Annotated in this window: 27 protein-coding genes; 10 read left to right on the top strand and 17 right to left on the bottom strand. The window is 39.4% G+C overall.

What is annotated here, in order from left to right; translation table 11 throughout:
- Positions 1-19 precede the first annotated feature (19 nt).
- Together tatC and G9H65_RS08805 are read right to left on the bottom strand one after the other, a co-directional pair.
- Positions 20-886, bottom strand: a complete 867-nt coding sequence (tatC, locus tag G9H65_RS08810; protein ID WP_166374976.1) for a twin-arginine translocase subunit TatC — start codon at positions 884-886, stop codon at positions 20-22.
- Positions 887-895: 9 nt separating this feature from the next.
- Positions 896-2,188 carry a serine hydroxymethyltransferase gene (locus G9H65_RS08805; RefSeq protein WP_166374975.1) on the bottom strand — a complete coding sequence of 431 codons (1,293 nt, stop codon included), beginning with the start codon at positions 2,186-2,188 and terminating at the stop codon, positions 896-898.
- A 199-nt stretch (positions 2,189-2,387) separates the two neighbouring features.
- Between G9H65_RS08805 and G9H65_RS08800 the strand changes: the two genes are divergently transcribed.
- Both G9H65_RS08800 and G9H65_RS08795 read left to right on the top strand, forming a co-directional pair.
- Positions 2,388-4,361: a protein-disulfide reductase DsbD family protein gene (locus G9H65_RS08800; protein ID WP_166374974.1), complete on the top strand. Its 1,974-nt coding sequence runs from the start codon at positions 2,388-2,390 to the stop codon at positions 4,359-4,361.
- Positions 4,361-4,813, top strand: coding sequence for a hypothetical protein (locus G9H65_RS08795; RefSeq protein ID WP_166374973.1), 453 nt, complete (start codon positions 4,361-4,363; stop codon positions 4,811-4,813). The genes G9H65_RS08800 and G9H65_RS08795 overlap by 1 nt, the downstream gene beginning before the upstream one ends.
- 56 nt (positions 4,814-4,869) lie before the next feature.
- Here the strand turns inward: G9H65_RS08795 and G9H65_RS08790 are convergent, their stop codons facing one another.
- Positions 4,870-5,103, bottom strand: a complete 234-nt coding sequence (locus G9H65_RS08790) for a hypothetical protein (protein ID WP_109322027.1) — start codon at positions 5,101-5,103, stop codon at positions 4,870-4,872.
- 74 nt (positions 5,104-5,177) lie between these two features.
- Positions 5,178-6,905 (bottom strand): M3 family oligoendopeptidase, encoded by a 1,728-nt coding sequence (locus G9H65_RS08785; protein ID WP_166374972.1) that lies wholly within the window; start codon positions 6,903-6,905, stop codon positions 5,178-5,180.
- 227 nt (positions 6,906-7,132) lie between these two features.
- Between G9H65_RS08785 and G9H65_RS08780 the strand changes: the two genes are divergently transcribed.
- Positions 7,133-7,948 (top strand): aldo/keto reductase, encoded by an 816-nt coding sequence (locus G9H65_RS08780; protein WP_166374971.1) that lies wholly within the window; start codon positions 7,133-7,135, stop codon positions 7,946-7,948.
- An 85-nt stretch (positions 7,949-8,033) separates the two neighbouring features.
- Here G9H65_RS08780 and G9H65_RS08775 read toward each other — a convergent pair whose 3' ends face one another.
- From G9H65_RS08775 to G9H65_RS08765, 3 genes are all read right to left on the bottom strand, one after another.
- Positions 8,034-9,086: a ferredoxin--NADP reductase gene (locus tag G9H65_RS08775; RefSeq protein WP_317164414.1), complete on the bottom strand. Its 1,053-nt coding sequence runs from the start codon at positions 9,084-9,086 to the stop codon at positions 8,034-8,036.
- Between the two features lie 10 nt (positions 9,087-9,096).
- A complete protein-coding gene (locus G9H65_RS08770; protein WP_166374969.1) occupies positions 9,097-10,554 on the bottom strand; it encodes a glycoside hydrolase family 10 protein in 1,458 nt (485 codons plus the stop codon).
- 90 nt (positions 10,555-10,644) lie between these two features.
- On the bottom strand, positions 10,645-11,343 hold the full coding sequence (locus G9H65_RS08765) for a response regulator transcription factor (RefSeq protein WP_166374968.1): 699 nt from the start codon (positions 11,341-11,343) through the stop codon (positions 10,645-10,647).
- Between the two features lie 106 nt (positions 11,344-11,449).
- Between G9H65_RS08765 and G9H65_RS08760 the strand changes: the two genes are divergently transcribed.
- Positions 11,450-12,544: an AI-2E family transporter gene (locus G9H65_RS08760; RefSeq protein ID WP_166374967.1), complete on the top strand. Its 1,095-nt coding sequence runs from the start codon at positions 11,450-11,452 to the stop codon at positions 12,542-12,544.
- On the opposite strand, the gene G9H65_RS08755 is transcribed toward G9H65_RS08760, so the two are convergent.
- Genes G9H65_RS08755 through G9H65_RS08745 form a run of 3 tightly spaced genes read right to left on the bottom strand, consistent with a single transcriptional unit; the run spans position 12,530 to position 14,985 of the window.
- Positions 12,530-13,273, bottom strand: coding sequence for a LytR/AlgR family response regulator transcription factor (locus G9H65_RS08755; RefSeq protein WP_166374966.1), 744 nt, complete (start codon positions 13,271-13,273; stop codon positions 12,530-12,532). The genes G9H65_RS08760 and G9H65_RS08755 overlap by 15 nt on opposite strands.
- Positions 13,274-13,303: 30 nt before the next feature.
- On the bottom strand, positions 13,304-14,341 hold the full coding sequence (locus G9H65_RS08750) for a sensor histidine kinase (protein ID WP_166374965.1): 1,038 nt from the start codon (positions 14,339-14,341) through the stop codon (positions 13,304-13,306).
- A 2-nt stretch (positions 14,342-14,343) separates the two neighbouring features.
- Complete coding sequence (locus G9H65_RS08745; protein WP_166374964.1) at positions 14,344-14,985, bottom strand: histidine phosphatase family protein; 642 nt, start codon at positions 14,983-14,985, stop codon at positions 14,344-14,346.
- A 67-nt stretch (positions 14,986-15,052) separates the two neighbouring features.
- Between G9H65_RS08745 and G9H65_RS08740 the strand changes: the two genes are divergently transcribed.
- The 5 genes from G9H65_RS08740 (at position 15,053) to G9H65_RS08720 (ending at position 18,879) form a co-directional block, all read left to right on the top strand.
- The gene (locus G9H65_RS08740) at positions 15,053-15,472 is read left to right on the top strand and encodes a hotdog fold thioesterase (RefSeq protein WP_166374963.1); all 420 of its coding nucleotides are present in this window, start codon (positions 15,053-15,055) and stop codon (positions 15,470-15,472) included.
- Between the two features lie 30 nt (positions 15,473-15,502).
- A complete protein-coding gene (locus tag G9H65_RS08735; protein WP_166374962.1) occupies positions 15,503-15,970 on the top strand; it encodes a hypothetical protein in 468 nt (155 codons plus the stop codon).
- Positions 15,971-16,033: 63 nt separating this feature from the next.
- Positions 16,034-17,023, top strand: coding sequence for an LLM class flavin-dependent oxidoreductase (locus tag G9H65_RS08730; RefSeq protein ID WP_166374961.1), 990 nt, complete (start codon positions 16,034-16,036; stop codon positions 17,021-17,023).
- A gap of 67 nt (positions 17,024-17,090) precedes the next feature.
- Positions 17,091-17,660 (top strand): NADPH-dependent FMN reductase, encoded by a 570-nt coding sequence (locus tag G9H65_RS08725; protein WP_166374960.1) that lies wholly within the window; start codon positions 17,091-17,093, stop codon positions 17,658-17,660.
- Between the two features lie 70 nt (positions 17,661-17,730).
- Positions 17,731-18,879, top strand: a complete 1,149-nt coding sequence (locus tag G9H65_RS08720; protein WP_166374959.1) for a chorismate-binding protein — start codon at positions 17,731-17,733, stop codon at positions 18,877-18,879.
- Here the strand turns inward: G9H65_RS08720 and G9H65_RS08715 are convergent.
- From G9H65_RS08715 to G9H65_RS08685, 7 genes are read right to left on the bottom strand one after another with little or no spacing between them, the layout of a single operon-like run.
- Positions 18,876-20,198, bottom strand: coding sequence for a hemolysin family protein (locus G9H65_RS08715; protein WP_166374958.1), 1,323 nt, complete (start codon positions 20,196-20,198; stop codon positions 18,876-18,878). The genes G9H65_RS08720 and G9H65_RS08715 overlap by 4 nt on opposite strands.
- Before the next feature lie 5 nt (positions 20,199-20,203).
- Positions 20,204-20,476: a hypothetical protein gene (locus tag G9H65_RS08710; protein WP_166374957.1), complete on the bottom strand. Its 273-nt coding sequence runs from the start codon at positions 20,474-20,476 to the stop codon at positions 20,204-20,206.
- Positions 20,477-20,480: 4 nt separating this feature from the next.
- Positions 20,481-23,033 (bottom strand): cytochrome c biogenesis protein CcsA, encoded by a 2,553-nt coding sequence (ccsA, locus tag G9H65_RS08705; RefSeq protein WP_166374956.1) that lies wholly within the window; start codon positions 23,031-23,033, stop codon positions 20,481-20,483.
- Positions 23,030-23,479, bottom strand: a complete 450-nt coding sequence (locus G9H65_RS08700; RefSeq protein WP_166374955.1) for a cytochrome c maturation protein CcmE domain-containing protein — start codon at positions 23,477-23,479, stop codon at positions 23,030-23,032. Before G9H65_RS08700 ends, ccsA (G9H65_RS08705) begins: the two co-directional genes overlap by 4 nt.
- 1 nt (position 23,480) lies before the next feature.
- On the bottom strand, positions 23,481-23,693 hold the full coding sequence (locus G9H65_RS08695; protein WP_166374954.1) for a CcmD family protein: 213 nt from the start codon (positions 23,691-23,693) through the stop codon (positions 23,481-23,483).
- The gene (gene ccsA / locus G9H65_RS08690) at positions 23,690-24,370 is read right to left on the bottom strand and encodes a cytochrome c biogenesis protein CcsA (RefSeq protein WP_166374953.1); all 681 of its coding nucleotides are present in this window, start codon (positions 24,368-24,370) and stop codon (positions 23,690-23,692) included. Before ccsA (G9H65_RS08690) ends, G9H65_RS08695 begins: the two co-directional genes overlap by 4 nt.
- Positions 24,358-25,023, bottom strand: coding sequence for a heme exporter protein CcmB (locus G9H65_RS08685; RefSeq protein WP_166374952.1), 666 nt, complete (start codon positions 25,021-25,023; stop codon positions 24,358-24,360). Before G9H65_RS08685 ends, ccsA (G9H65_RS08690) begins: the two co-directional genes overlap by 13 nt.
- Before the next feature lie 191 nt (positions 25,024-25,214).
- Here G9H65_RS08685 and G9H65_RS08680 point away from each other — a divergent pair, with 191 nt between their 5' ends.
- A complete protein-coding gene (locus G9H65_RS08680; protein WP_394367196.1) occupies positions 25,215-25,439 on the top strand; it encodes a FeoA family protein in 225 nt (74 codons plus the stop codon).
- Positions 25,440-25,447: the final 8 nt, after the last annotated feature.

Here is a 25,447-nt window from a genome sequence, read left to right as displayed (position 1 = left end):
TTGTTAATTAGGAATTCTATTATGAATTCGATTCGAGCGCTTCTTCTCTCATTTTTCTGCGCAATACTCTTCCTGAAACGAGGATACTGATTTCATAGAGGCCAAAGAGAGGGAAGGCCACTAGTAATTGAGAAATCACATCGGGGGAAGGGGTGATGATAGCCGCAACTAACAAAATCACGATTAATGCATGTTTTCTGTATTCTCTCATGAAAGAAGGGGTTAAAATACCTACTTGAGAAAGTACAAAGGCAATCATCGGTAATTGGAAAGTAAGGCCGCAAGCCAAGGTTAACATGGACAATAACGAAATGTAATCGTTAATATCAAATTGATTTTGGATGCTAGGGTCTAATTTGAAATTCGCTAAGAAATTGATGGCCATGGGTGCCACGACAAAATAGCCAAATGATACCCCGATAAAAAACAGTAAGGATACCCAGAATACGGCTCCTCGGGCTGCTTTTTGTTCTTTTTCTTTTAAACCTGGACGAATAAATCGCCAGATTTCATAAAAGGCATATGGGAAAGCGAATAATAGACCCACGATGATCGACTGAGTCAATGCCATCATGAACTGTCCCGACACTTCCCTACTTTGAAGAATGAAATCGGCGGCTTGCATGCACAAGCTAGTCATGCCTGTTAATTCAGCTAGGTGGCAAAGTACTTGATTGGTATAGAAATCGACTTTGGTAGGTCCCATGATGATGATACCAAAGATCTCATTTCTGAAAATCCATGCCATGATAGTGAAAATCACAATAGAAGCTATGGAGCGAATGATATGCCACCTTAGTTCTTCTAAATGATCCATAAACGACATCTCAGTGCCGTCCTTATCTTCATCCTGGTCCTCGTCGTCCCAATCCTGATCTAATGCCATGTTTGTTTTTTATACATAAAGTGGGAATTGCTTCATCCACTGATTTACTTCTGTTTTCACTTGAGCCAATACGGCTTCATTTTCGTGGTTCATTAAAGCGCGATCTACTAAATCTACGATTTGTTCCATTTCGGTTTCTTTCAAACCACGCGTTGTCATGGCCGCTGTACCTACACGCATTCCTGAGGTTACAAAGGGAGATTTGTCATCAAAAGGTACCATGTTTTTATTGATGGTAATATCGGATTTGATCAAGGTGTTTTCGGCTAATTTACCTGTTAATCCTTTTGGACGTAAATCGATCAACATCAAGTGGTTATCTGTACCACCTGAAATAATATCATATCCTTTAGCTAAAAAGGCTTTAGCCATCGCTTGCGCATTGCTTTGCACTTGCTTGGCATAAGCCTCAAAAGTTGGGGTTAATGCTTCACCAAAAGCAATGGCTTTAGCGGCAATAACATGCTCCAATGGGCCACCCTGAGTTCCAGGGAATACAGCACCGTCCAAGCATGCCGACATGGTTTTTAGTTCTCCTTTTAATGTTTTGAATCCAAATGGATTTTCAAAATCATTTCCCATCATGATCAAACCTCCACGTGGTCCACGCAAGGTTTTATGGGTGGTTGTGGTAACGATATGGCAATGTTGCATCGGGTTATTCAATAAACCTTTGGCAATCAAAGCCGATGGATGTGAAATATCAGCTAATAAAATAGCACCAACTTGGTCAGCAATGGCTCTTAAACGAGCGTAATCCCAATCACGAGAATAAGCTGAGGCACCACAAATGATTAATCTCGGCTTTTCTTTAGCAGCAGTAGCTTCTACTTTGTCCCAATCTATTAAGCCCGTTTCTTTTTCTACTCCGTAAAAAAAGGCCTGAAAGTACTTTCCAGAGAAGTTTACGGGAGAACCATGTGATAAGTGACCACCATGAGACAAGTCAAATCCTAAAATCTTGTCACCAGGGTTTAAAAAAGATAAAAATACGGCTGCATTGGCTTGTGCACCCGAGTGAGGTTGTACGTTAGCCCAAGCTGCTCCAAATAATTTTTTGGCACGCTCGATGGCCAATGTTTCTACTTCATCCACTACCTCACAACCACCATAATAACGTTTTCCTGGAAGTCCTTCCGCATATTTATTCGTCAAAACGCTACCTTGAGCCTCCATCACTTGAGGAGACGTGAAGTTTTCAGAAGCGATTAACTCGATCCCGAATTCCTGACGGTGAGCTTCTTGACTAATCAATGAAAAAATTTCGTTATCGCGCTGTTGTGGGAATGTGCTTGCAGCCATGGAAATATATTGTTCGTATTTACGTGAGAATGGGCACAAAATTACGTTTTTTTATCCGAATAGAAAAACCAAATGACGGCCTTTTCAGTTCAATAGATTTGTCATAGATATCCACTAAATTGTTTAATTTTATAAATTATTTCAATCACACGAACTAGTTATATACCAAACAACGTTTGGTAATGAAAATATTGAACTCATGAAATACAAATTACTTCTATTAAGCTTGTTTCTATTTGTGCTTAGCCCGGTGCTTGCACAAAAGTTGGTGCCTGCTAAATGGTCTTGGACATTGGAACCAGCTAAGCCCTCGGTAGGTCAAGAGGCTGAAATCGTATTTCAAGTAAAAATTGAAAAAGGCTGGTATTTGTATTCTTCAGATTTTGATAAAGATTTAGGTCCCGTTGTTACAACAGTGACCATCAAAAATCCAGTAGGATTTGAGCTAGTAGGTGGTTTAAAGGCGATTAATCCTCATTCCAAATTCGATAAAGAGATTTGGAACGGAACGTATACCTACTTCACTGAAAAGGGGGAGTTCAGGCAGAAAATTAAAATAACCGCTGAAAATTGGAAGATTGAAGGGCTTTACGACTCTCAAGCTTGTTCCAATGAAAGTGGGCTTTGTGTGCCTGTCAAAGGCCCCTTTGTGATAGCAAGTTCTGCCGCAGCCTCGGATGTAAGTACAGACGAAGCAAAAAAAAAAATCCCTGAACTAAGTATTGAAGCCACGGCAAGCCCTGTTGCTCCTTCAGAATCTTTATGGCAATTTTTTTGGATTGCTATGGGTGCGGGGCTTTTAGCCTTATTGACTCCCTGCGTTTATCCATTGATTCCTATGACGGTGAGTTTTTTCACCAAGCAAAAGGGTGGTAAAGGATTAGCTTTTTTATATGGTTCTTTCATCGTTTTGATTTATGTGTTTTTCGGAACTTTGCTGGCCTTTTTTGCGGGTGCTAGCTTTGCCAATTTCCTAAGTACCCACTGGATTCCTAACCTGTTATTTTTTGGTATTTTTATCTTTTTTGGAATCTCCTTTTTAGGTGCTTTCGAAATCGTATTGCCATCTGGAATGGTTAATTCGGTGGATGCTAAGTCGGATAAAGGCGGCATTATTGGGGTGTTTTTTATGGCCTTCACTTTAGTCTTAGTTTCGTTTTCATGTACTGGACCTTTAGCAGGAAGCATTTTGATCGCAGCATCTCAAGGGGCCTTTGTGAAGCCTATTATTGGCATGTTGGGCTTTTCTCTAGCCTTCGCTATCCCTTTTACTTTATTTGCCATTTTCCCTGGATTCATGCAGAAATTACCCAAGTCGGGCAATTGGATGAATGAGGTGAAGGTGGTTTTAGGTTTCTTAGAAATAGCCTTAGCCTTTAAGTTTTTAAGTGTAGCGGATCAGGTGTATCACTGGCATTTATTAGATAGAGAGATTTTCTTAGCCATTTGGATTGCTATTTTTGGTGCTTTGACCTTGTATTTATTTGGTAAGATTTCTTTACCACATGATGGGCCTAGTGGGAAATTGTCAATCCCGAGAACCTTATTTGCTACGGCTGTCTTGGCCTTCGTAGTGTACTTGATTCCCGGCATGTTTGGCGCACCATTGAAAGGCTTGTCGGGCTGGTTACCACCATTGAGTAGTCAAGATTTTAAAGGAAATTCAGGAGAAGTTACGGTTAAACCCGGTTCTACGGGAGTAGTTAAGTATGGTGATTTTTTAGAATTGCCTTTAGGTCTCACAGGTTTTTTTGATTATCAAGAGGCCAAAGCTTATGCTGCACAAGTAGGGAAACCTTTGTTCATTGATTTTACAGGTCACGGATGTGTAAACTGTCGGAAAATGGAGGAATATGTCTGGTCTGACCCCAAAGTCTTAAAGCGCTTGCAAGAGGAATACGTGATTGTGGCTTTGTATTGCGATGATAAAACGGAGTTGCCAGCAGATCAATGGTATATTTCCAAAGTAGACGGACAAGAGAAAAAAACGCTGGGAGACCAAAATTTAGATTTTCAGATTAGTCGATTTAATTCCAATGCACAGCCTCATTATGTCTTATTGGATCCCCGTAAAGAGGGTAATCCTATGGTGACTCCTGTGGCTTTTGATGCCAATGTTGATCATTTTGTGGAGTTTTTGGATAAAGGTGTGCGTCAATATAAAATGAATTAATGATGGATTGGTCTTCTTATTCGGCTGTCATGGCCGCCACTGCCATTAAGTTCATAGCTGGGCCCATTACGGGTTTTAGTTTGGGTCTAAGTTGGGTGGAAACAATACTTTTCACCTGGTTAGGCATGATGATTACAGTCAGTTTCATGATTAGCCTTGGTCAATGGTTGGTTAAGTATATTGCTGCATGGCGAAATCAAAAACCCTTGGTATTCAGTAAACGAGCACGTTTAGCCGTTAAGATTTGGACAAAATTTGGTATCAAGGGGATTGCAGCCTGCACACCCTTGTTTTTAACACCCATAGGAGGAAGTTTATTGGCTCTATCTTTTAAAGTGCCATTACCTCGAATTTTGTTTTTTATGGCCATCTCGGCCTTTTTGTGGGCTGGTATCTATACGGCCTTGATCTACCAGCTAGATTTTATTCGGGATTATTTCATGGATAAATAAAAAAAGCCCCCGAAATTCGGAGGCCATAATAAAGAAGAACAGGGAGTAAAACTCTCCTATTTTTTTGCACTGTATAATTTAGCACGAAGCTCATTGGCTTTCACTTCCAATTCGGGCTTTGCGGTATAAGTTTGCTTGGTTTGTGCTGCTGCACTGTCTGGATGAACACCGTATACATAAGTATCGCCCTGACGAACATCTTTTTGTTTAATTCGATTGTTTTTTTGGTAATCGCATGAGCTAGCTAGAGCTACAACAAGAAGGGCAGGCAATAAACTTTTCAATTTCATATAGTTGTGTAATAAATCCGAATGCAAAAATAAGTCCAAAATTGGTACAAAAAAAATTTCTTTAAATATGCAGCTTAGCTTTCTTCTAAATTTTTGATTTTTTCCGCTAAAAAGCTCATTAATTCAGCAATGTAGGCTTTACTAAAATTAAATTCAATACCTGCGGCTGCATAAATCGTTTTCATAGGTTCGGTATAACCTAACTCTAATGCTTGTAAGTATTGCTCTAAAGCTTGTTTGGGTTGGCGGCAAAAATTTCTCCAAACAGCTAAAGCGCCTAATTGAGCTATAGCGTATTCAATGTAGTAAAATGGTACTTCAAATAAGTGCAATTGCTTTTGCCAAATATTGGTTTTAATCTCCTGCAAATCAGACCAATCCGTGATATTGTCGGAAAAACGTGCTATGATTTCTAACCATTTTGCATCTCGTTCAGCTTGACTATGAGCTGGGTTTTCATAAATCCAGTGTTGGAAAGCATCAATTGTGGCCACCCAAGGCAGGGTTTCTAAAATATCTTCTAAGTGCTTAATTTTGGCTCTTTTAGCTTCTTCTGGATTTGGGAAATAAATATCCCAATGATCAATGGTAAGTAGTTCCATGCTCATAGAGGCCAATTCGGCCACTTCTGAAGGCACATTTCTAAAAGCATTTAATGCTAAATCTTTGGTTACAATGGAATGTACGGCATGCCCGCCTTCGTGCAATAAGGTAACCATATCACGTACTTGTCCCGCAGCATTCATGAAGATAAAAGGGAAGCCACTTTCTTCAAGGGGGTAATTATATCCACCTGGGTTTTTACCTTTTCGAGAATCCAAATCAAAGCGATTTAGCTTCACCATTTCTTTCAGGCAATTACCTAAGAATGGGTCTAATTCATCAAAAACTTGGATGGTTTTTGTTAATAAGTCATCGGCAGTACTGAATGGTACCAAAGGTTTTCTTCCCCAAGGGTCCACCGCTTTATCCCAAGGCTTTAAGGCATCTACTTGAAGAACCTCTTTTCTTTTGGCAGCTTGTTGGTTGACCATGGGAACTACCGTTTGAGCTACGGCCTCATGAAACTCAAAACAATCGGCAGCGGTATAGTCAAAACGGCCCAAGCTGGCGAAAGAATAATCTCTAAAATTGTCAAATCCAGCGTTCTGAGCCACTTGATGTCTTCTCTCAATTAATTTATTGAAAAGCTCATTCAATTCCTGCTTAATACTCAATCGCTTATTTGCTACAAGTAAATAGACCTCTTGTCGTTTATTTCGGTCGGTAGATTCCAAATAGGCATTGGCCTGCTGAAGTGTTTTTTCTTGGCCATCTATTTCCACCATCAATCCGCCAGTCAAGGCGCCATATTCCGTGGATAAATTGGATAGCTCCGTGTAAAGTGGAATATTTTCTTCGCGAAATATGTCAATCGCCTTTTTCATCCCACGAAGCATGATACCATAACCATGTGACGGTAATTGATCGGCAAAGCCGGACTCAACGACTTTTTTGTTCCAAGCATCTTCGTAAATAGATGCATTGGGCATAATGTCATTCACAAACTGTTGGTAACTTTTTTGAAGTTCCTCATGTTGATTGTCGCAGGACATTTTGATATATCGCCAGGCGAAATTTTCAGATAAATAACTTTCTAATTCGGATCGACTGATGCAAAATTGTTGTAATTCTGCCAGGTTTTGAATGCTCAAAGAGCTTAGTTTTTCAAAAAAAGGTAACACACTTTCCCAAGTGCTCAGTTGAAAATCAGAAGGAAGGAAATTTCTTTTAGGCGCAGCTACGCTGATTGTTCTACTCATGCGATTAATTTTTCACAAAAATACGTAAGGTATTTGGCTTTTGCAGATGAAAAAATAGGTTTATTGATAAGAAGAAATCAAATGCTTGATAAATTGGATAATATGTTGATTTGATTTTTCTTTAGATTTGTCAATAGATTTGCCAATAGATTTGTCAACTTTTTAAAAGTTGACAAATCTAGGAGATAAGCAAAAATAGTTTAGAAGATTACCAAGAAAATACGATCATGAGCATACCTTTTGTCACATTGAATAATGGCATTTCAATGCCGCAATTAGGCCTAGGCTTATATGCTCCCAAGCAACAAAACGAAGTAAAACAATCGGTATTGGATGCCTTGGATTTAGGTATTCGGTTGATTGATTCAGCAGCGATTTATGGCAATGAACAGGAAGTAGGACAGGGAATAGTAGCATCAGGTGTGACCAGAAAGGATTTGTTTGTCACCAGTAAAGTGTGGATGGATGACATGGGTTATGATGCTACATTACACGCATTTGATAAAACATTGAATGATTTGGGTGTAGAATATCTAGATCTTTATTTAATTCATTGGCCCAAAGACACAGCTCGGAAAGAAACGTGGAAAGCCTTGGAATCACTATATGAACAGAAATTATGTCGTTCCATTGGCGTATCAAACTATTACAAAAAACACCTTGAAGAATTATTTCTTCATGCCAATATTTGTCCTGCCGTTAATCAGTTTGAGTTAAGTCCATTTTGTTATATGCCCGAAGAATTGGCATTTAATCAAGAACATGGTATTCAAGTAGAAGGCTATGCTCCTTTAGTTCGAGGTTGGAAAAAAGACGATTCTGTTTTGAACGAAATAGCGACTCATTATGGGAAAAGTACGTATCAATTACTTGTTCGGTGGAACATCGAGTTAGGTGCTGTAACCATTCCTAAATCTGTCAAACGTGCTAGAATTCAAGAGAATATGGATGTGTTTGACTTTCATATTTCAACAGACGATATGAAACAGTTGAGCCAACTTTTCGATAATACCCGAGTAGCTTGGGATCCAAGAGATTTTTAGGCGAAATTTAAACCTTGACAGCGTTTCAAACGCTGTCAAGGTTAACGAATAAAGGATTTTTTTATTGAATCAAGAAATTGATATACTAATCTAAATCAATTACGACACCACTAGATAAAGGGTGTGCGACGCAGGTAAGCACATATCCTTTTTTAATTTCATTGTCGGTCAATCCGTCTTCCTCATCCATCATCACTTTTCCACTTTTGCAAAGGCCCATACAAGCAGTACACATACCCGCCTGACAAGAATAGGGCATATCCACATCGGCAGATAAGGCAGCTTCTAAAATAGTCTCATTGGGTTTTACCGTGATTTGGTGCTCTTTACCTTCGTAAATAATGGTGATTTCCTGTTCTTTTAAACTACCATCATCTTCCGTTACATCTTCCGTCTGCGGATTGCTATGAAATAATTCTCGGTGAATATGTAATACGGGTACATCAAACATGCCTAAAGCTTCCTGAATTTCATCCATCATGCCTGAAGGACCACATAGGTAATAATGCGCCGAGGGGATATTTAAACCAAATTCTTGTTTCAAATAATATACCGTAGAAGCCTTATTGATCCTTCCTTTTAACCCAGGCCAATTGGCCGCGGGTTTGCTGATGACATGTAATACCTGAAATTTACCTGAATAAGCCTTCTCCAAATCATCCAATACTTTCTTGAAAATAATTTGATCTTCATGTCTAGAGCCATAAATTAAATATACCTTCGACTGTGGCTCTCCTTTAAGTAGGGTTTTAATCATGGAAATCAAAGGCGTAATACCCGATCCAGCTCCCATGAAAACATATGTTTTGCTAGCATTGGCCTCGGGTTCTATGTAAAAGTTTCCCATAGGCTCAATCACCTCTAAACTATCACCTACCTTGATTTGATCACACAAAAAATTAGAAACAGCTCCACCCGCAATGCGCTTCACCGTAATTGCCGGAGAATGATCAATCAAGGGAGAGGAAGATAAAGAATAACTACGACGTGCTTTTTTTCCATCAATTTCAGGAATAACCGTTAAAAACTGTCCTGAATGATAGCTTAATGCCTCATGGATCGGATGCCAAAAATGTATCGTTTTGGTATCATTTGTTTCTTCCGTAATTTCTTTAACAGATAAATGCAAGAATTTCATATTCATCAATTTATTCTACTACATTGGGCACTATCCATTGAATAGTCCCCGGAATAGATTCATTATGTAATCGGTCCAAAGCTGTTACAACAAATCCTGTACCCGATTTGATCCATTTTGAATCAATTATTATTTGTTTGTCAGAACCTTTATAAATCATGTTTTCAGCTTTGTCCAAAGGCTCAATTTCATCTTTTTGAATTCGATATACCAAGTAATAGCGAGGAGGGTCATTGTCTAAACTAGGTTCCCCTTCTTTCCAACGTAAAATCCACTGGTCTTTTTGCTTTGTTAAACTCACTTGGTGGGGTGCCGTGGGGGCAATGCTATCTAACCATAACATTGGTGGAACCAAAGCAATATGCTCAAAGTGCTTCGTACGTAAACTATCCCTCCAGCCTTTGGTATTTTGACTGACCTGGCGGGAACTGAAATAGATGGCTCCTTGAACTTTAGGTAAACCTCGGGATATGCTCAATTGTTTAGCCAACTCACTCGGCGCCCATAAATCACTCAAATGGTAAGCCGCATGTCCGATATAAATAGGCCGATCAAAACTATGATCGTTCCACCAGGTGGCTAAAGCTTTATAAGGTGCGACCTTGTGGGTCGTTCCCCAATACAATTGTGGGGCCAAATAATCTACCCAACCTTTTCTAATCCATAATTCCGTATCGGCAAATAAATCATCGTATGATTGTAAACCTGCGCGAGTAGGAGATCCATCTTCTTGGTCAATACTCTGATGCCGCCAAATACCAAAAGGACTAATACCAAACTTTACCTTAGGCTTGGTCGACTTCACTGTTTCGGCAATTTCCTGAATGAGCATATTGACATTTCTTCTTCTCCAATCTGCCAAGCTTTCCTCTGGAAATTTATATTGTTGGTAGGTTTTTTCATCAGGAATACTAGCTCCTTTAACAGGGTAGGGATAAAAATAATCATCAAAATGTATGCCATCAACATCGTAATTTTTGACTAAATTTTTGACCAATTCAGCTATGTAATGGCGAACTTGAGGTATCCCAAAGTTTAAGATCAATTGACCATGGTAGGAAAATAACCATTCCGGATGCCGACGAGCCAAATGATCCGAACTTAAAATGGTTTTAGAAGACATGGTTGCCCGATTCAAATTTAACCAAGCATGGAATTCCATGCCTCTTTCATGACTTTGTTCAATCATGAATTCCATGGGATCATAATATGGACTAGGAGCTTGGCCTTGAAAACCTGATAGATAAGCAGACCATGGTTCTGTACTTTTGGCATAAAGCGCATCGGCAGCACAGCGAACCTGTACAAAAATGGCATTCATGCCTGTTTGATGGTGTGAATCAATCAGGTCAATAAACTCCTCTCTTTGTTTAATACTATTGTAATTTCTGGCGGAAGGCCAATCGATGTTTTGTACAGTAGCCACCCAAACTCCACGCAATTCCCGCTTAGGGCTTTGTGCCGCCAAGGAATGGATCGAAAAAAATAGCGCTAGAATTAAATTAGAAACCCTCATTGAGGGAGCAATTTACCTATAAATGATGGAATTGTGCTAGAATTAATTCTTTTCAATCGAAAATAAATAACCAACACCTTTTAATGTTTTGATGTAATATTCAGGAATTTTCTCCCTCAATTTACGGATATGTACGTCGATTGTTCTTTCCACCACATAGACATCAGAACCCCATACTTTCTCCAATAATTCATCTCGGTTAAAGACTTTGTTGGGGTTTTTGGCTAAGAAAGACAGTAATTCAAATTCTTTCTTGGGTAATACCAAAGCTTTTCCATCAAATGTAGCGGCATATTGCGTACGATTGATGTGCAAACCTCCAATATCGATTACATCTTGATTGTCTTCTATGGTTTCCCGCTTCAGCATAGCTTTGATTCTACTCACCAAAGCTCTTGGCTTAATGGGTTTGATGATGTAATCATGGGCTCCAGCATCAAAGGCCGCCACTTCGGTATATTCCTCTCCGCGGGCAGTTAAAAATAAAATGAGGGCATCTTTTAATTCTGGCATGGATTTCATTCGACGAGCCGTCTCAATGCCATCCATGGTTGGCATCATCACATCCAAAATCACTAATTGTGGATTAAAGTCCTGAGCAATCGCAATGGCCTCTTTCCCATCAGATGCTTTGGCTAACAAAAATCCTTCTTTCGCTAGATTATATTCCAATAATTCTAAAATATCAGGATCATCATCTACCAAAAGAATTTTTGTCGAATTGGCTGTTGCCTGGCTCATAAGATGAAATTAGTGAAGTAACTTAAAACTTGCTGCAAATATAGAGAGGCCTATATTACCAAATTATTAATTTTTTTCGACTAAATTTAATCATTAGCTTTGGTTTATGGCGAAAGAATCTTCCTATATAGTCCGTTTAGCCTCTGTTTTAATTTCCATTTCCTTATTGGTTTTGGGATTATACCTTTTGCAGGATTTATTGATCCTCTTAGCTGCGGCTTTAATCTTAGCGATGCTTTTGTTGCCTTTGGCTTCTTGGTTAGAACGCAAGGGTCTTCCTCGTTCCATTTCCATTGCTATTTGCCTCATCATTACTGTGGCGGCGTTAGCAGGAATATTGGCTATTTTGACAGTTCAAATGGTTGAATTTGCTTCAGATTGGCCTATTTTTATCAAAAAAGCAGAATCGTATATCTCTAGTTTACAGAGCTTCTTATCCAGAAATCTGAATATTTCTAGGAAAAAACAAATGGTGGAAATCAGTAACCAAACCATTAACCTCTTGAAGAATTCTGGGGCTATTTTGACGACCACCTTTGGTACCATTATACATTCCATTACCACCATCATTCTGATTCCCATATTTGTTTTCTTTTTCCTGTATTACCGTACCTTTTTTGCTCAATTTTTAGAAAAGGTTTTCCCAAAAACAGAAACTCATGTTTTGAAGGGGATCATGAGTAAAACAGGTCAAGTAGTACAAGGGTATTTGGTCGGTTTAATGGTGGTGATGCTCATTGTTTCCATTTTGAACACCATAGGTTTCTGGTGGATTGGGGTAGACTATCCTTACTTTTTTGGTATACTCACTGGTTTATTATTGCTGATTCCTTACATCGGAATTTGGATGGGGGCTAGTGGTCCCATCGTTTTGAGTTTGATTGTATTGAGCCCATCGCACGCGTTTGCCGTGATTGCTTGGGTTGCGGCGGTACAGTTTATTGAAGCAAACTTTATAACCCCATTAGTGATCGGGTCCAAAGTCAGTGTTAATCCAATGGTAGCTATGCTAGCCTTATTGTTGGGGGAAATGCTCTGGGGAATTCCAGGGTTGATTTTGGCTTTGCCGTTGACAGCCATAGTCAAAGTAATCTTTGACTATGTGCCATCCTTACAGGCTTATGGTTATGTGTTGGGAGAAGTTCCTTCTCGCAAAAAGAAAGAAGAAAAAGTAAAAGAAGAGAAACTAGAGGGAGAGTAATTCCTTGAAACGAATGGATTGCCTTCTCGAAATCTCGATTTTCTCTCCTTTTCCTTGCAATGTTACTTGCAAACCTCCAGAAAACCACGGCTCAATTTTTTCAATAAAATTGAGATTGATGATGTGTTTTCTGTTTGCTCGGAAAAAAACCTTAGGATCTAAACGGTCTTCCAAAGCATTTAAGGACTTCAATACCAATGGTTTTTGATCATCAAAGAATAAGCGCACATAATTGCCCATGGATTCGCATAAACGAACTTTATCCAAGCGAACAAACCAGCACTTTTCTCCATCTTTTACAAATATTTGATCCTGTGCACTCAAATAATGTTGGGGAGAAATAGAAACCTGTTCAGGATGAGATTTGGTTTTATTGGCTAATTGTTTTTCTAATTTCTGAATACTTTCACTTAAGCGCGAAAGTTCAATGGGTTTTAATACGTAATCAAGTGCATTGACTTCAAAAGCCTTTAAGGCATATTCATCAAATGCCGTGGTGAAAATCACTTCAGGTAAATATCCATCCCATTCTTCTAGCCACTCAAAACCTGTTTTGCCGGGCATTTGGATATCCAAGAAAACGACGTCAGGGTGTAATTCTTCAATTAAGGCCCCAGCCTCATCGGTATTTGCCGCTTCTCCAATGACCTGGATATGTGGGAAATTTTCTAATAATCGTTTTAGTTCGTTTCTAGCTAAACGTTCATCGTCGATAATAATAGCGTTCATAGTAGGGTTTATTTTGTAAAAACACAGGAATTAAGGCACAAGATAAGGGATTATTAATTCGGCAATCACTTGATTTTTGTCGAAAGGTTTAAGCCTTAGTTGAGCGGTCTCTCCAAACAATATCTTCAAACGTGCTATGGAGTTTTTCATCCCCACTCCCGTTTCACTTTCTTTGGTTTTAATGGTACCTGGGTTAATGACATAGGCATGCAACAAATTCCCTACTTTATGTGCCTGAATTTGAATGGTGCCCCCTTTGACCGAATGTGAGATTCCATGTTTGATGGCATTTTCTACCAAGGTCTGCAAAATCATGGGAGGTACTTCTGCTTTTAGATGTTCTTTGGGGATTTGAACCTCCCAGTATAAACGATCTTCATAACGGATTTTTTCCAAGGATAAGTAATCAAGTATGGTTTCTATTTCCTCAGACAGAGGAATCGTTTTTTTTCTTTCGGTCAGTAAAGAACTCCGAAGTAATTTCGATAATTGGTTAATCCCTTTTTTCGCTTTACTCGGATCTTCGGTAATTAATGCCCGAATACTATTCAAGGCATTGAACACAAAGTGGGGGTTCATTTGAGCACGTAAAATCTTTCCTTCCGTCTCCTGAATGGTTCGCTCCAATTGATCGTTTTGCCTTTCTATTTCCAATTTCCTCTGAGAGTATTGAAAGAAGAAAAAAATCAACTGCCAAATAGCCAAGGGTTTCATGAAATTGAACAGGTATTGCAAGATGATGAAGGTGTTTAATTTTACTTCATAGTTTTCTTGCAGTAAGGCGAAGTCCAAGGGTAAATTAAAGGCCAACAAAATGGAAGCCATGACCAAGAGGGCTTGAAGATTTATCCTCAATAATTTAAAAAGAGGATAATTTTGCCATTGGTATTTTTGAGTAATTTGTTTGTACTGGTGTGTCAATAAAACGGCCAAGGAAATATTTCCCACAAATGCATAGAGCCATGCCCACCTCCAACCATATTGCATGGTGTACAATAAAGCCTCATTGAGCGTCCAGGCAAACCAGCCTGAAAATTGTAAAACCCAATAAAGCTTCCGTCTCTTCATAATTACATGGAATCAGGTAAGTGCTTCAGGTGTTCGGTCAAGGGTCCTTTCACCAGTTTAAATACACGGTCAGGGTAAGAGTATTGTAAATGGTATAAACAGAGATTGCTGTGGGCAAAATCATCCATTTTGTGTAGAGGTTGTTCAAACAAATGTGTTAATAAAACCCGCATAGCACGACCGTGCATCGCAATCAAAATAGCCTGCTCTTGGGGACGTGAAAGGATTAAATCAACCACTGGTTTTTGTCTTTCCAAAACCTGTACAGGGCTCTCACCCTCTTCCGAAGGTACATCAATGTTCCCTTCTCGCCAAGTTCTGGTTAAATTTTTATAGTAAAGGTCGTCATCCGTGTTGGGCGACTTCCCTTCCTTATTTCCCCAGGAGATTTCGTTCAATCCCGGGTGCTGTTCCCAAGCAATTCCCTTTTTAATAAATCCATCTACCGACTGGTGAGTACGGATTAACGCCGAAGTATATATTTTATCAAGGTACAAATCTTCATAATGATCAAAAAACGCCTGAGCCTGTTGACGTCCCAACTCATTCAAATGGGCATCTATGCCGCTTCCTTGCACCACCCCCATTCTGTTATAATCAGTTTCTCCGTGGCGAATCAGGTAAATGTCTTTGATAGGGTGCATAAAAAAGGCGAATTGAGGTTGGAATTAGTAAATTATTACGAATTTTAGGCACAAAAATACGAAATATATGTTTAATACATCCATCACCATAGAACAACTAAACAGCTTTAGTACAGGCAATATGATCGAGCATCTGGGAATCGAATTTTTAGAGATTCATCCAGAGTATTTCACAGCACGTATGCCAGTAGATCATCGCACCAAACAACCCTTTGGGCTATTGCACGGCGGTGCATCTGTGGTTTTAGCCGAGACCATGGGAAGTATCGCGACCATGTTAGTGGCCAAAGATCCTGCTACGATGAAAGCCGTGGGTGTAGAAATTAATGCCAATCACTTGAAAGCCGTGCGAGATGGTTGGGTGATCGGAACTTGTTCGCCTATTCGGATTGGTCGGACCATGCATGTGTATGATATCAAGATTCACAATGAGCAGGGCGACTTAGTATGCGTGAGTCGATTGACGGTGGCGATTTTGTCGGCATAGTTTTCTCGAATTTGATTAAACCAATTCACCATGAAAACTCCAAGGATCTTAGCTTTAGGAATACTAACACTTTCTAGTTTAGTGTTGTTTTCTTGCCGCCAAGCTACTTCAAAAGCCATGATCGGTACTTGGGAAATAGCGCATTTGAGAATCACCATGCCTAGCTTTAAGAATTCAGATAGTACGCAAAAGATCGAGGTCTATGGAAAGGATTGGGAGGCAAAAATGAAAGCTAAAAATATTCAAACCACCTATTCGGCGGATGGGCGATACCATTCATTGCATCGAAATCTTCAAGGAAAGGCGACCTATGACCCTGCTGGAACCTGGAGAATTGTTCAAGATACCTTAATCATCCAAGATACCATTCCCAAGCGGATCACCTATAAGTTTAAATTCAAAATTAAGAAAAATCAAATCGAGTATTGGGGAGTGGAGGATTTTGACCTTGATGGAAAAGTAGATGATCAGTATTATAGTAAGCAAGTGAAATTATAAGTAAGATGAGGGAACATATTGATAAGAAATGAAGTTTTATTTCTTAATCCCTCTCCAATAGACATGCCTAAAATCCCCATTTCTGTATTAGAACTTGCCCCCATTCCACAAGGAGGAACAGCCGCTACGGCCATAGAAAGAACGGTGGAAATAGCGCAGCATGCGGAGGCTTTGGGTTTTCAACGGATTTGGTTGGCAGAACACCATAACATGGAGTTTATCGCTAGTTCAGCTACCTCCGTTTTGATAGGTCATGTCGCAGGAAAAACATCCCAGATCCGTGTAGGTTCTGGTGGAATCATGTTACCGAATCATAGCCCATTAGTGATTGCCGAACAGTTTGGAACCTTAGCATCCATGTACCCCAATCGGATAGATTTGGGACTCGGTCGTGCTCCGGGTACGGACCAACAAACCGCTCGTGTGTTGAGAAGGGATAATATGGATACAGCATACCATTTCCCTAAGGATGTGGAGCAATTGCAATTATATTTTAGTGATGAAAATAGCTTGGCTCAAGTACGAGCCTTTCCAGCCGAAGGTATCGATGTGCCCATCTGGATTTTAGGATCTAGTACCGATTCCGCTTATTTGGCTGCTAAAATGGGCTTGCCTTATGCTTTTGCCGCCCATTTTGCTCCCGCTCAATTTCGGTCAGCCATTGATATTTATCGGAAGAATTTTATCCCATCTTCCCAATTAGATAAACCCTATGTGATGGCCTGTGTGAATGTAGTGGGAGCAGACACGGATGAGGAGGCTGCTTTTCTTCGCAGTAGTTTAATCCGTATGTTTGTGGGTATCATAACTAACCGCCGTGTACCTTTAGCGCCTCCAGGGCCATTGCCAGAAGCCTACCAGATTCCTGAAATTAGAGCTATGGCAGATAAGATGCTGGCTTGTAGTTTTTATGGTAGTCCTGAAACCTTGCGTACGCAATTGGGAAATTTTATCGAAGAAACGGGGATTGATGAATTAATGGTGGCGACCTATATTTTCGATGGAGAAAAAAAGAAGAGGTCATATTCTATATTGCATGAAGCCTTGGCCTAATGAAGACCAAGAATTATTTTTTTCTCATTCCTTCCAATGTTACAGGTAGCCTAATTCGTAATGGTATATGAAAAAAAAGATTTTTGCCATAGTGGGGAGTGCTAGTTCCAAGTCCTCCAATTTGAAATTGCTACACTATTTGAAGACTCAGTTTTCTAGTGATTTTGAGGTAGAAATCTTTGATCATTTAGCACAGATACCGCATTTTAATCCCGAGCAATCACAAGTGGATCCACCCATTTCAGTGATAGAAATTCGAAATCGGATTTTGATGGCCGACGGAATTATGATTTGCAGTCCCGAATATATTTTTAGTATTCCCAGTGTGTTGAAAAATGCATTAGAATGGTGTGTCGCCACCACTGTTTTTTCAGAAAAACCGACTTGCCTAATTACTGCTTCTGCTGATGGAAAGATGGGAAATGAAGAGTTAAGGTTAATCATGAAAACGCTCAATGCCAATTTTACGGAGGAAACAAGTCTTCTGATTTCAGGAATTCGCGGGAAGTTGGATGGGGAAGGAAATCCATTGGACTCCGATTTGAAGGTAAAACTGAAGCAGGTAGTTGTTGCATTTGAATCACAGGTAAAAGAAAGATGGAATGGAAATTTTAGGGGGACCTTAGATCAACAATGATTAAAAATCTTAATGAAGAACAGCTTACACTAATCTTAATTTTTTAACTTTAATATTCCAATTTTCAAATATGCCCACTACGCTTTCATCAACTACGACTTCCTTGCTCGATTGGGAACAATTGTGGCAAAACACGTTGCAAAAGCGTGGAGGTATGGCCGTGTGGAGATTGCCCAAAAGCGATAAGCGCTATTTTTTGGTTGACTCTAGTGGTGGAGAGAAGCTAGGCTCTTTGGATTTAGAAACTTTCCCAGCCGGATTTTTAGTAGCTCCTTTCATGGGTTTACCTTATTTTTTAAAGGCTGAAACATTATTGGAAGAGTCTATAATTCAAGAAGAAGTGGTAGGTGAATCCATGTTAACACCCAAACATAATGCCGAGGAAAATGAACAGAAACATCAGCATTTCACCCATTGGGTAAGTGAATCAATCAAAGAAATTCAGACGGGACATTTTCAAAAAGTAGTACTTTCTAGAACCGATGAAGTCGAATTTCCAGGAGATTTTTCTACGCTAAAGGCTTTTGGTCAATTATGCCAAGCCTATCCCAATGCCTTTGTTTGCGCTTTGTATATACCGGAATTAGGAAGTACTTGGTTATGCGCTACACCAGAAACTTTGGTGGAGCAAAATGCTCAGGGGATTTTTCGTACCATAGCTTTGGCTGGAACGCAATCAGCTATAGACCCGCAGGGAGAAATCATCTCTCCACAAAATGCACGCTGGTCTCAAAAAGAAATTGAAGAACAAGCCTACGTTTGTCGATATATCATCGAATGCTTTAAGAAAATTCGATTAAGGGAATACCAAGAGATTGGCCCCAAAACGATTTTGGCAGGTAACCTGCTGCATTTAAAAACTGAATTTACCGTGGATACTAAGGCTTTGAATTTCTCTCAATTGCCGGGAATTTTGTTATCCCTTTTGCATCCTACCTCGGCAGTCTGTGGAACACCTAAGGAGGAGGCTATAGCCTGGATTGCCAAAGCAGAAAAACATGCGCGCGAATTGTATTCAGGTTATTTAGGACCTGTCAATTTGGGGGAGGAGATTCATTTATTTGTCAACTTACGAACCGTAAAAGTAGACCAAAGCGAAGGAAAATGTCGGGCAACCTATTTTGCAGGATGTGGTATCACGGAGGACTCTGATCCAGAAAAAGAATGGCAAGAAACGGTTATGAAATGCCAAACCCTTCAACGGGTTCTGGAAAACTAGTGTTTGGTTTTTGATTCTTCCTTGGGAGAAATTTTGCCAACAATCGTCATTTTGACGGTATCAATTCTCGCATCGGTAGACGTCAAAATCTGAAATTGAAAAGGGGCTAAGGTAATAATTTCATTGGCTTTAGGAATATCCTCATATAAGCTAATCAGCATACCACCGAGTGTTTCATAGTCTCCATCAGGGAAATTCCAATCGTATTTTTCATTCAGGTAATCAATCTCATGTCGCCCCGATAATAAATAAGAATTCTCATCCAATTTCTTTTCTACCCAATCTTCGGAATCATCGTATTCATCTTGGATTTCACCAAAAATCTTTTCCATAACATCTTCCATGCTAACTAGGCCAGAAGTACTTCCAAATTCATCTACCACCAAAGCCAAGGATTTTCTGTCTTTGGAAAATTTAAGCATCAAGTCGTTCGCTGGCATAGCTTCTGGAACAATTAAAATGCTGGTTAAGATAGATTGAATATCCTTGGGTTTTTTGAATAGGGCTAATGAATGGCAATAACCCAAAACATCCTCTAAGCTTTCTTTATAGACCAATACTTTAGAATGCCCTGATTCTATAAATACTTCTTTTAATCCTTCAATACCTTCTTCCAAATCGATGGCGGTGATTTCAGTACGAGGAATCATGCAGTCACGTACTTTCACTTGCTTGAATTCTAAGGCATTATGAAAGATTTTGGTATCTACTTCAGTTTCTTCTTCAGTGGATACTTTCCGATTCAAATTTTGCAAATAATTATTGAGGTCTGTTAAACCAAAAGCCGGTTTTTCTTCTGAATAGTTGAGTCGGAGTACTTTGGTAATGAACCATTTAGACAAACCTACTGTCACCCAAACCAGAGGAAACATCAGCGCATAGACAATCCAAATGAGGATGGCCAAGAACTCTAAAATGACATCCGGGTTGATTAAGAAAATACTTTTGGGCGTAAATTCAGAGGTAATTAATATCAAAATAGTGGCAATAATGGAGGCTAATAAACGTGCCAGAATTTCATTGTGAAGAAAGGGGATGTACGTTAGAATTTGATGGTGCAAAAATTCTTCCATGAAAATACCGTAGGCCACTAAGGATAGGGTATTACCAATCAACATGGTTCCTATGAATCGGGAAGGAGATTGGTTAAAGTTGGAAATGATTTTGGCACCCAGGATATTTTGTTTTGCTTTGAGCTCAAAATACAATTTATTGCAGGAAACGAAGGCCATTTCTACCCCAGAAAAGAAGGCGGAGAATATCATGGAAATGATGATTCCTGCTACTTGAGTGGTATATATTCCGGGATCTGGGTCCATTTAACTTAGTTTTTGCGCTTGTTACTTTTCATAGCTCGGCTACGGATATCTTGTTTGGGCTCTCCAGCTTTTTTTTCTTCTTCCTTGATGCGCAAGTTCTTGGAATATTGAAAGTATAGGAGTGAACCTAGACCAAACATAAGCCAAACATAATGAAAGTAAATCTCTAACCAAAAATTTCCTTGGATTTCAACAGGAGTTGGGGCATTTAAATCAATAATCCAAATGATGAAAAATCCAATTCCAGCAGATAATATGATGATTTCTTTCCTTGTCATGTGATTAAGCAGCTTTGGGTTGTTGCATTCTACGGTACATGGCCACAAATAATCCCATAAATATCAAAATGGAACCTACCCAAACCAAGTTAATGTAGGGTTTTTCTAATGCTTTGATAATAATCAAATCTTGTTGGGTTGTATTAACCGCAAAACTAAACTGTTGGGTTTTTGGGTTAATCGCCGTGAATTTAATTTTGATACCTGTTTCCTCACTTTCAAATGCTGGCATAGCGACCATGCCACCTTTGATGATGAAAAGAGGGGCTAGCGAAAATTGTTGGAAGTTTTTACCTAGAACCTGGAATTGCGCTTTTACCGCGGCATCGTTTGGTCCTAAAGTCATATCTTCTACGGAATTCACTCGAGATACATCTTGTAAAACAGCCACAAAATCATTCAGGAATAAAGTATCACCAATACTCACCGTCGAATTGACTGTTTGACTCCATTGTTTTTCTTCTCCCGCTTCTGCTGCCAAACGTGGGTCTAGTGAAACATAAGTATAAATGTCGTGACCCCAAGCATGTTTCACGTCGGGCGAAATGGCCGTCCCCATTTTCGGGTTTACCTGCCAGCGAGGATATAAAGAAACGGATTTCCCTTCCGCATTTTTAAATTCTAATTCATAGTAAGTATTCTCAGGTTCTACGGTTAAGGTATCTCCTTTTTTAGCAACCATTTGACCGTCTTTTTCCACGTTGCGTAATGCAACCGCATGGAAATCGCCCTCAATAACTTCAAAGTCTTTTCTTGGATAATAACCTGGTTTTCCTCTTAGCTCAATCATACGGCCTTTGTATGTCACCAAATAATCTTGCATTTGAGCCCCTTGGCCCAACCAAAGTGGAAGATTCTCTTTGTTCTCTTTGTTGTCATCTTTGGTAAACTGCTCCACTTTATTGGAAATGGCAAAACCAGAGCGGTTTAATGAAACGACTTTGGAATACCCTGAAGAAAACAAGATACCTATGAGCATGACCGCTAGACCGACGTGTGCCATGGCTCCTCCAACTAAATTAAATCGCTGACGAATTAAGAATATCAGGATATTGGAATTAGCAATGACGGAGAATAAACTGGTCCATAGTAGTAAGATGTAAGAAACGGTATAGACTTTACCCAAATTGACAAACAGGACTGTCAATAATGTTGCCACCAAAGCTGAGTTGGTCAGGGGCTTAAAGGAAGTAGATTCTTTTAATTTTCCCCACCAAATATATTGTCCAACGGCGCTTAATGCTGCTATGGCTAGGAAGATCCAAATTTGAATTTTACTGTAGTGTTCTACTTGATCGGCAGGTAAGGCAATATTGGATACAATACCGAAAGCCTCCGCTATTTTATTATAGACGGGGATGGACGTGGTGAAAATCAATTGGAAGGCTGATAATCCCAAAATGGAAGCCCCAATAAAGATCCAAAATTCACGGGAGTAAATGCCTAATTCTTTTTCATCCACGGGTAATTGTTTCCATCTTTTTACGGCAAAAAAGATAGCCACAAATAAGAAAGTCAACATGTAGATGAGCAACTGTCCTGATAAACCTAAATCGGTAAAAGAGTGAACAGAAGCATTTCCTAAGATACCCGAGCGGTTTAAGAAAGTAGAATACAAGACCAAAATAAAGGTGGATATCACCAAGATGATGGAGGTTTTTAAAGCGGCACTTGAATGTTTGTAGGCAATCATGGTATGGATAGCGCCGATGAGCACTAACCATGGAACGAAGGATGCATTTTCTACTGGATCCCAGTTCCAATAGCCACCAAAGTTCAATGTTTCATATGCCCAATAGGCACCCATCATGATACCGATACCTAAAATTCCAGCACCAAAAAGAGCCCAAGGCAAAGCGGGCTTGATCCATTCGGTTAATTTATTTTTCCATAGACCCGCAATTAAATAAGCAAAAGGCACTAAGGTTAAGGCAAATCCCAAGAATAAGGTAGGAGGGTGAATGACCATCCAATAATTCTGCAATAACGGGTTTAAGCCACGACCGTCTTTAGGAATGAAATTAGGTTGCAGACTCCATACAGGTAGATCTGGCTGGGCTTCTCGTAATAATAGGAAAGGAGAGGAGCCGATTTTTAGATCGATGTAAGGAAGGATTACTCCCAAAATCATGGAGGTTAAAAAGGTTTGAACCAAGGCAAAAACGGTCATAACGGGAGCTTCCCATTTCGGGTTTTTAACCATCAGAATGACACCTAAAATGGCTTGCCAGAATATCCACAAAAGGAAACTACCTTCCTGTCCTTCCCAATAGCATGAAATCATGAAAGCCATCGGTAAGGCTTTGGACGAATGGGAGAAGGCGTAGTGGTATTCGAAATAGTGGTTGTAAATAATGACAAATAAGCTAGATGCCACACCAATCACCGCAATCAAGTGAATGATGAAAATAGCTCTGGCTAATTTCACCCAATCTTTGGCAGCTACATCATCTGCCGCTTGAGTGGCCTTGAAATAGGAAAAAGTTGCCAATAGGGCAGTTACAAAGGATATGATGACTAATAGGTGACCAACTGATCCGATTGTCTCGTGTATCATAATTGTTTTTTTGCTTCATAAGTGGCTGTTGAGTCAGCCGAAATTTTTCCTTCCTGATATTTGGAAGGACATTTCAATAAAATTTTATCGCAATAGAAAACCTTGTTGGACTGCATACTTCCCACCAAAACGATTTTCTCGGAACGTTCAAAATCCTGGGGCTTAGGGGCTGGATAAATCACTTGGTTTTCCCGTCCTAAACTATCCTGAACAATGAATTCTAAGCGATTGGCATCTACAGCAGGATCAAAGTGCATACCTACAATTTTACCTTGTGCATCTTTTTTCAATACCCCCACCACATGGACTTTTTGATTTGGATTATTTTGAGCAATCCGTTCTGCTTCATCAAAGCCTACGTAGGTGCTGGCATCTCCTGTCGTGATTAAAATAATTCCAATGGCAACAGCGATTAGAATCAGACCAATGATATGTGTCTTTTTCATGCTACTTATTTTTTATGTCTTTTTCTAGGGCACTAACTTTTTTGTCGAGACTCATCAGATAAATGAATAGTCCGATTAAAATAACGAGTACCACGGCTATCACCACATAGATTTTTCCATCAGCACGGAATTTATCCGCCATTTCGATTTCACTTTGAGCTAAACCTAAAAAGCTGGTTAAACTGAACAATAAGGTTAAGATATATGTTTTCATACTTGTTCTTTTTCTTCTAATAAAACTTCAATTTTTCTAATCCGAATGCGTAATTGGGCATACCAAAAACCTAAGGCCATCCAACCTAAAATGGCAGGATAAAATACCATGCGCATACGGTTATCCAAATCCATGGAATTGAAACCTGGATTTCCACCATTACCGGGATGCAATGAATCCGTCATTCGAGGTAAAATCCAGATTAGCACCATGAAAATGATGAACGCAAAAATATTATAAACAGATGATATTCTGGCTTTTTGTTGTTCATCAGGCAAGGAAGAACGGACCAAACCATAAGCCAAATAAATCAGCATGCCGATGGCTACCGAATTTAATTTTGGGTCGTTTGTCCACCAATCGCCCCAGGTAAATTTTGCCCAAATACTCCCCGTTAATAAGCCTAAAGTCGCAAATACCAGACCTGTAACGACATAGGCATTGGACTTTAAATCATCCATGGGATCAGACTTACGCAAGTATTGAATGGAATGATAAACTGAAACGCCTAATAGGGCAATCATACTGAACCACATGGTCACGTGGAAATATAAGTTGCGTACCGTTTCATTCAAAATGGCTTGACGCGGGACCTGTCCTGCAAATCCCATGTACATAGTGTATACTAGCAAAAGCATACCAGCCCATTTCCAATAATATTTTTTTAATGTCTCCATATATAAGGGAAAAGTATTCCAGATAAAACAATCACAATAACGTCAAGTGAAGCTAGTACAGCGATTTCATCCCAGTTTTCGGAAATGGATATACCATCTAAAGCACTTTTTGAAAGTTTTAATAAGAATAGTAATAAAGGAATGATAATAGGGAAACTTAAAACAGCCATCAAGGTGGAAGTATTTTCTGCCTGTGCTGCGATACCACCGACTAAAGATAAAGTCGAAGCAAAGCCAATGGATCCTAAAATTAGGGCAATGACATAAAGCGACATGTTGCCAACTGGGTTTCCCATCACCCAAGAATACATGATAATTCCGACTAAGGAAATACCGATCATGAGGACTGAGTTATACAGAATTTTGGAATAAATGACCGACTCTGGTTTTACTAAAGTATAATAGAATATACCCCGCTGAGATGATTCTTGCGTGAAGCTTTTACTGATGGCATTGATCGCTATAAAGAGCAAAATAATCCAGAAAAGCGCATTCCAAGTAATTGGGTTGATGGACTCTTGCTTGGCTTTGAAAGATAAATAACAGACAAAAATGGTCGAAGCCAGGTAAAGCATCAAACCATGAATGGCATATTTTTGACGCCATTCTAGCTGTAGCTCTTTTTGAAACAATACCTTGATTTCCTGAAGCATTATCACTGTCAAATTAGTAAAGGACCTGCAATTTACGACAGAAAGTTGGCTTTGATGAATATTCCTACGAGTATTTTGGGGAATTAAAATCAAATTATTCAAAACTAAGAATTATCATTTTTTAGCTCGGAAATACTTAGTACATTTGTTCCTAATTTTGAATTATTCTAAATAAGAATGGAGGATTGAATATGCTAACACTGGCGGATTTACGGATAGGAGAACATGGTGAAATAACAGGGTTTACGGATGAATTACTCTCATTGAAGCTTTTAGAAATGGGCTGTTTGCCCGGTACCGAAGTGATATTAACACATCATGCTCCTTTTGGAGACCCCATCGCTTTAAAAGTTTCTGGTTATACCTTAACCATGCGAAGAGAAGAAGCGGCTACCATTCAAATCAAACGAAAATAAATTATACA

The organism is Aquirufa ecclesiirivi (assembly GCF_011250515.1).
Classification (GTDB): Bacteria; Bacteroidota; Bacteroidia; order Cytophagales; family Spirosomataceae; genus Aquirufa; species Aquirufa ecclesiirivi.
Note: the sequence above shows the minus strand (reverse complement) of the source record. Positions and strands in the feature narration are given on the sequence as shown.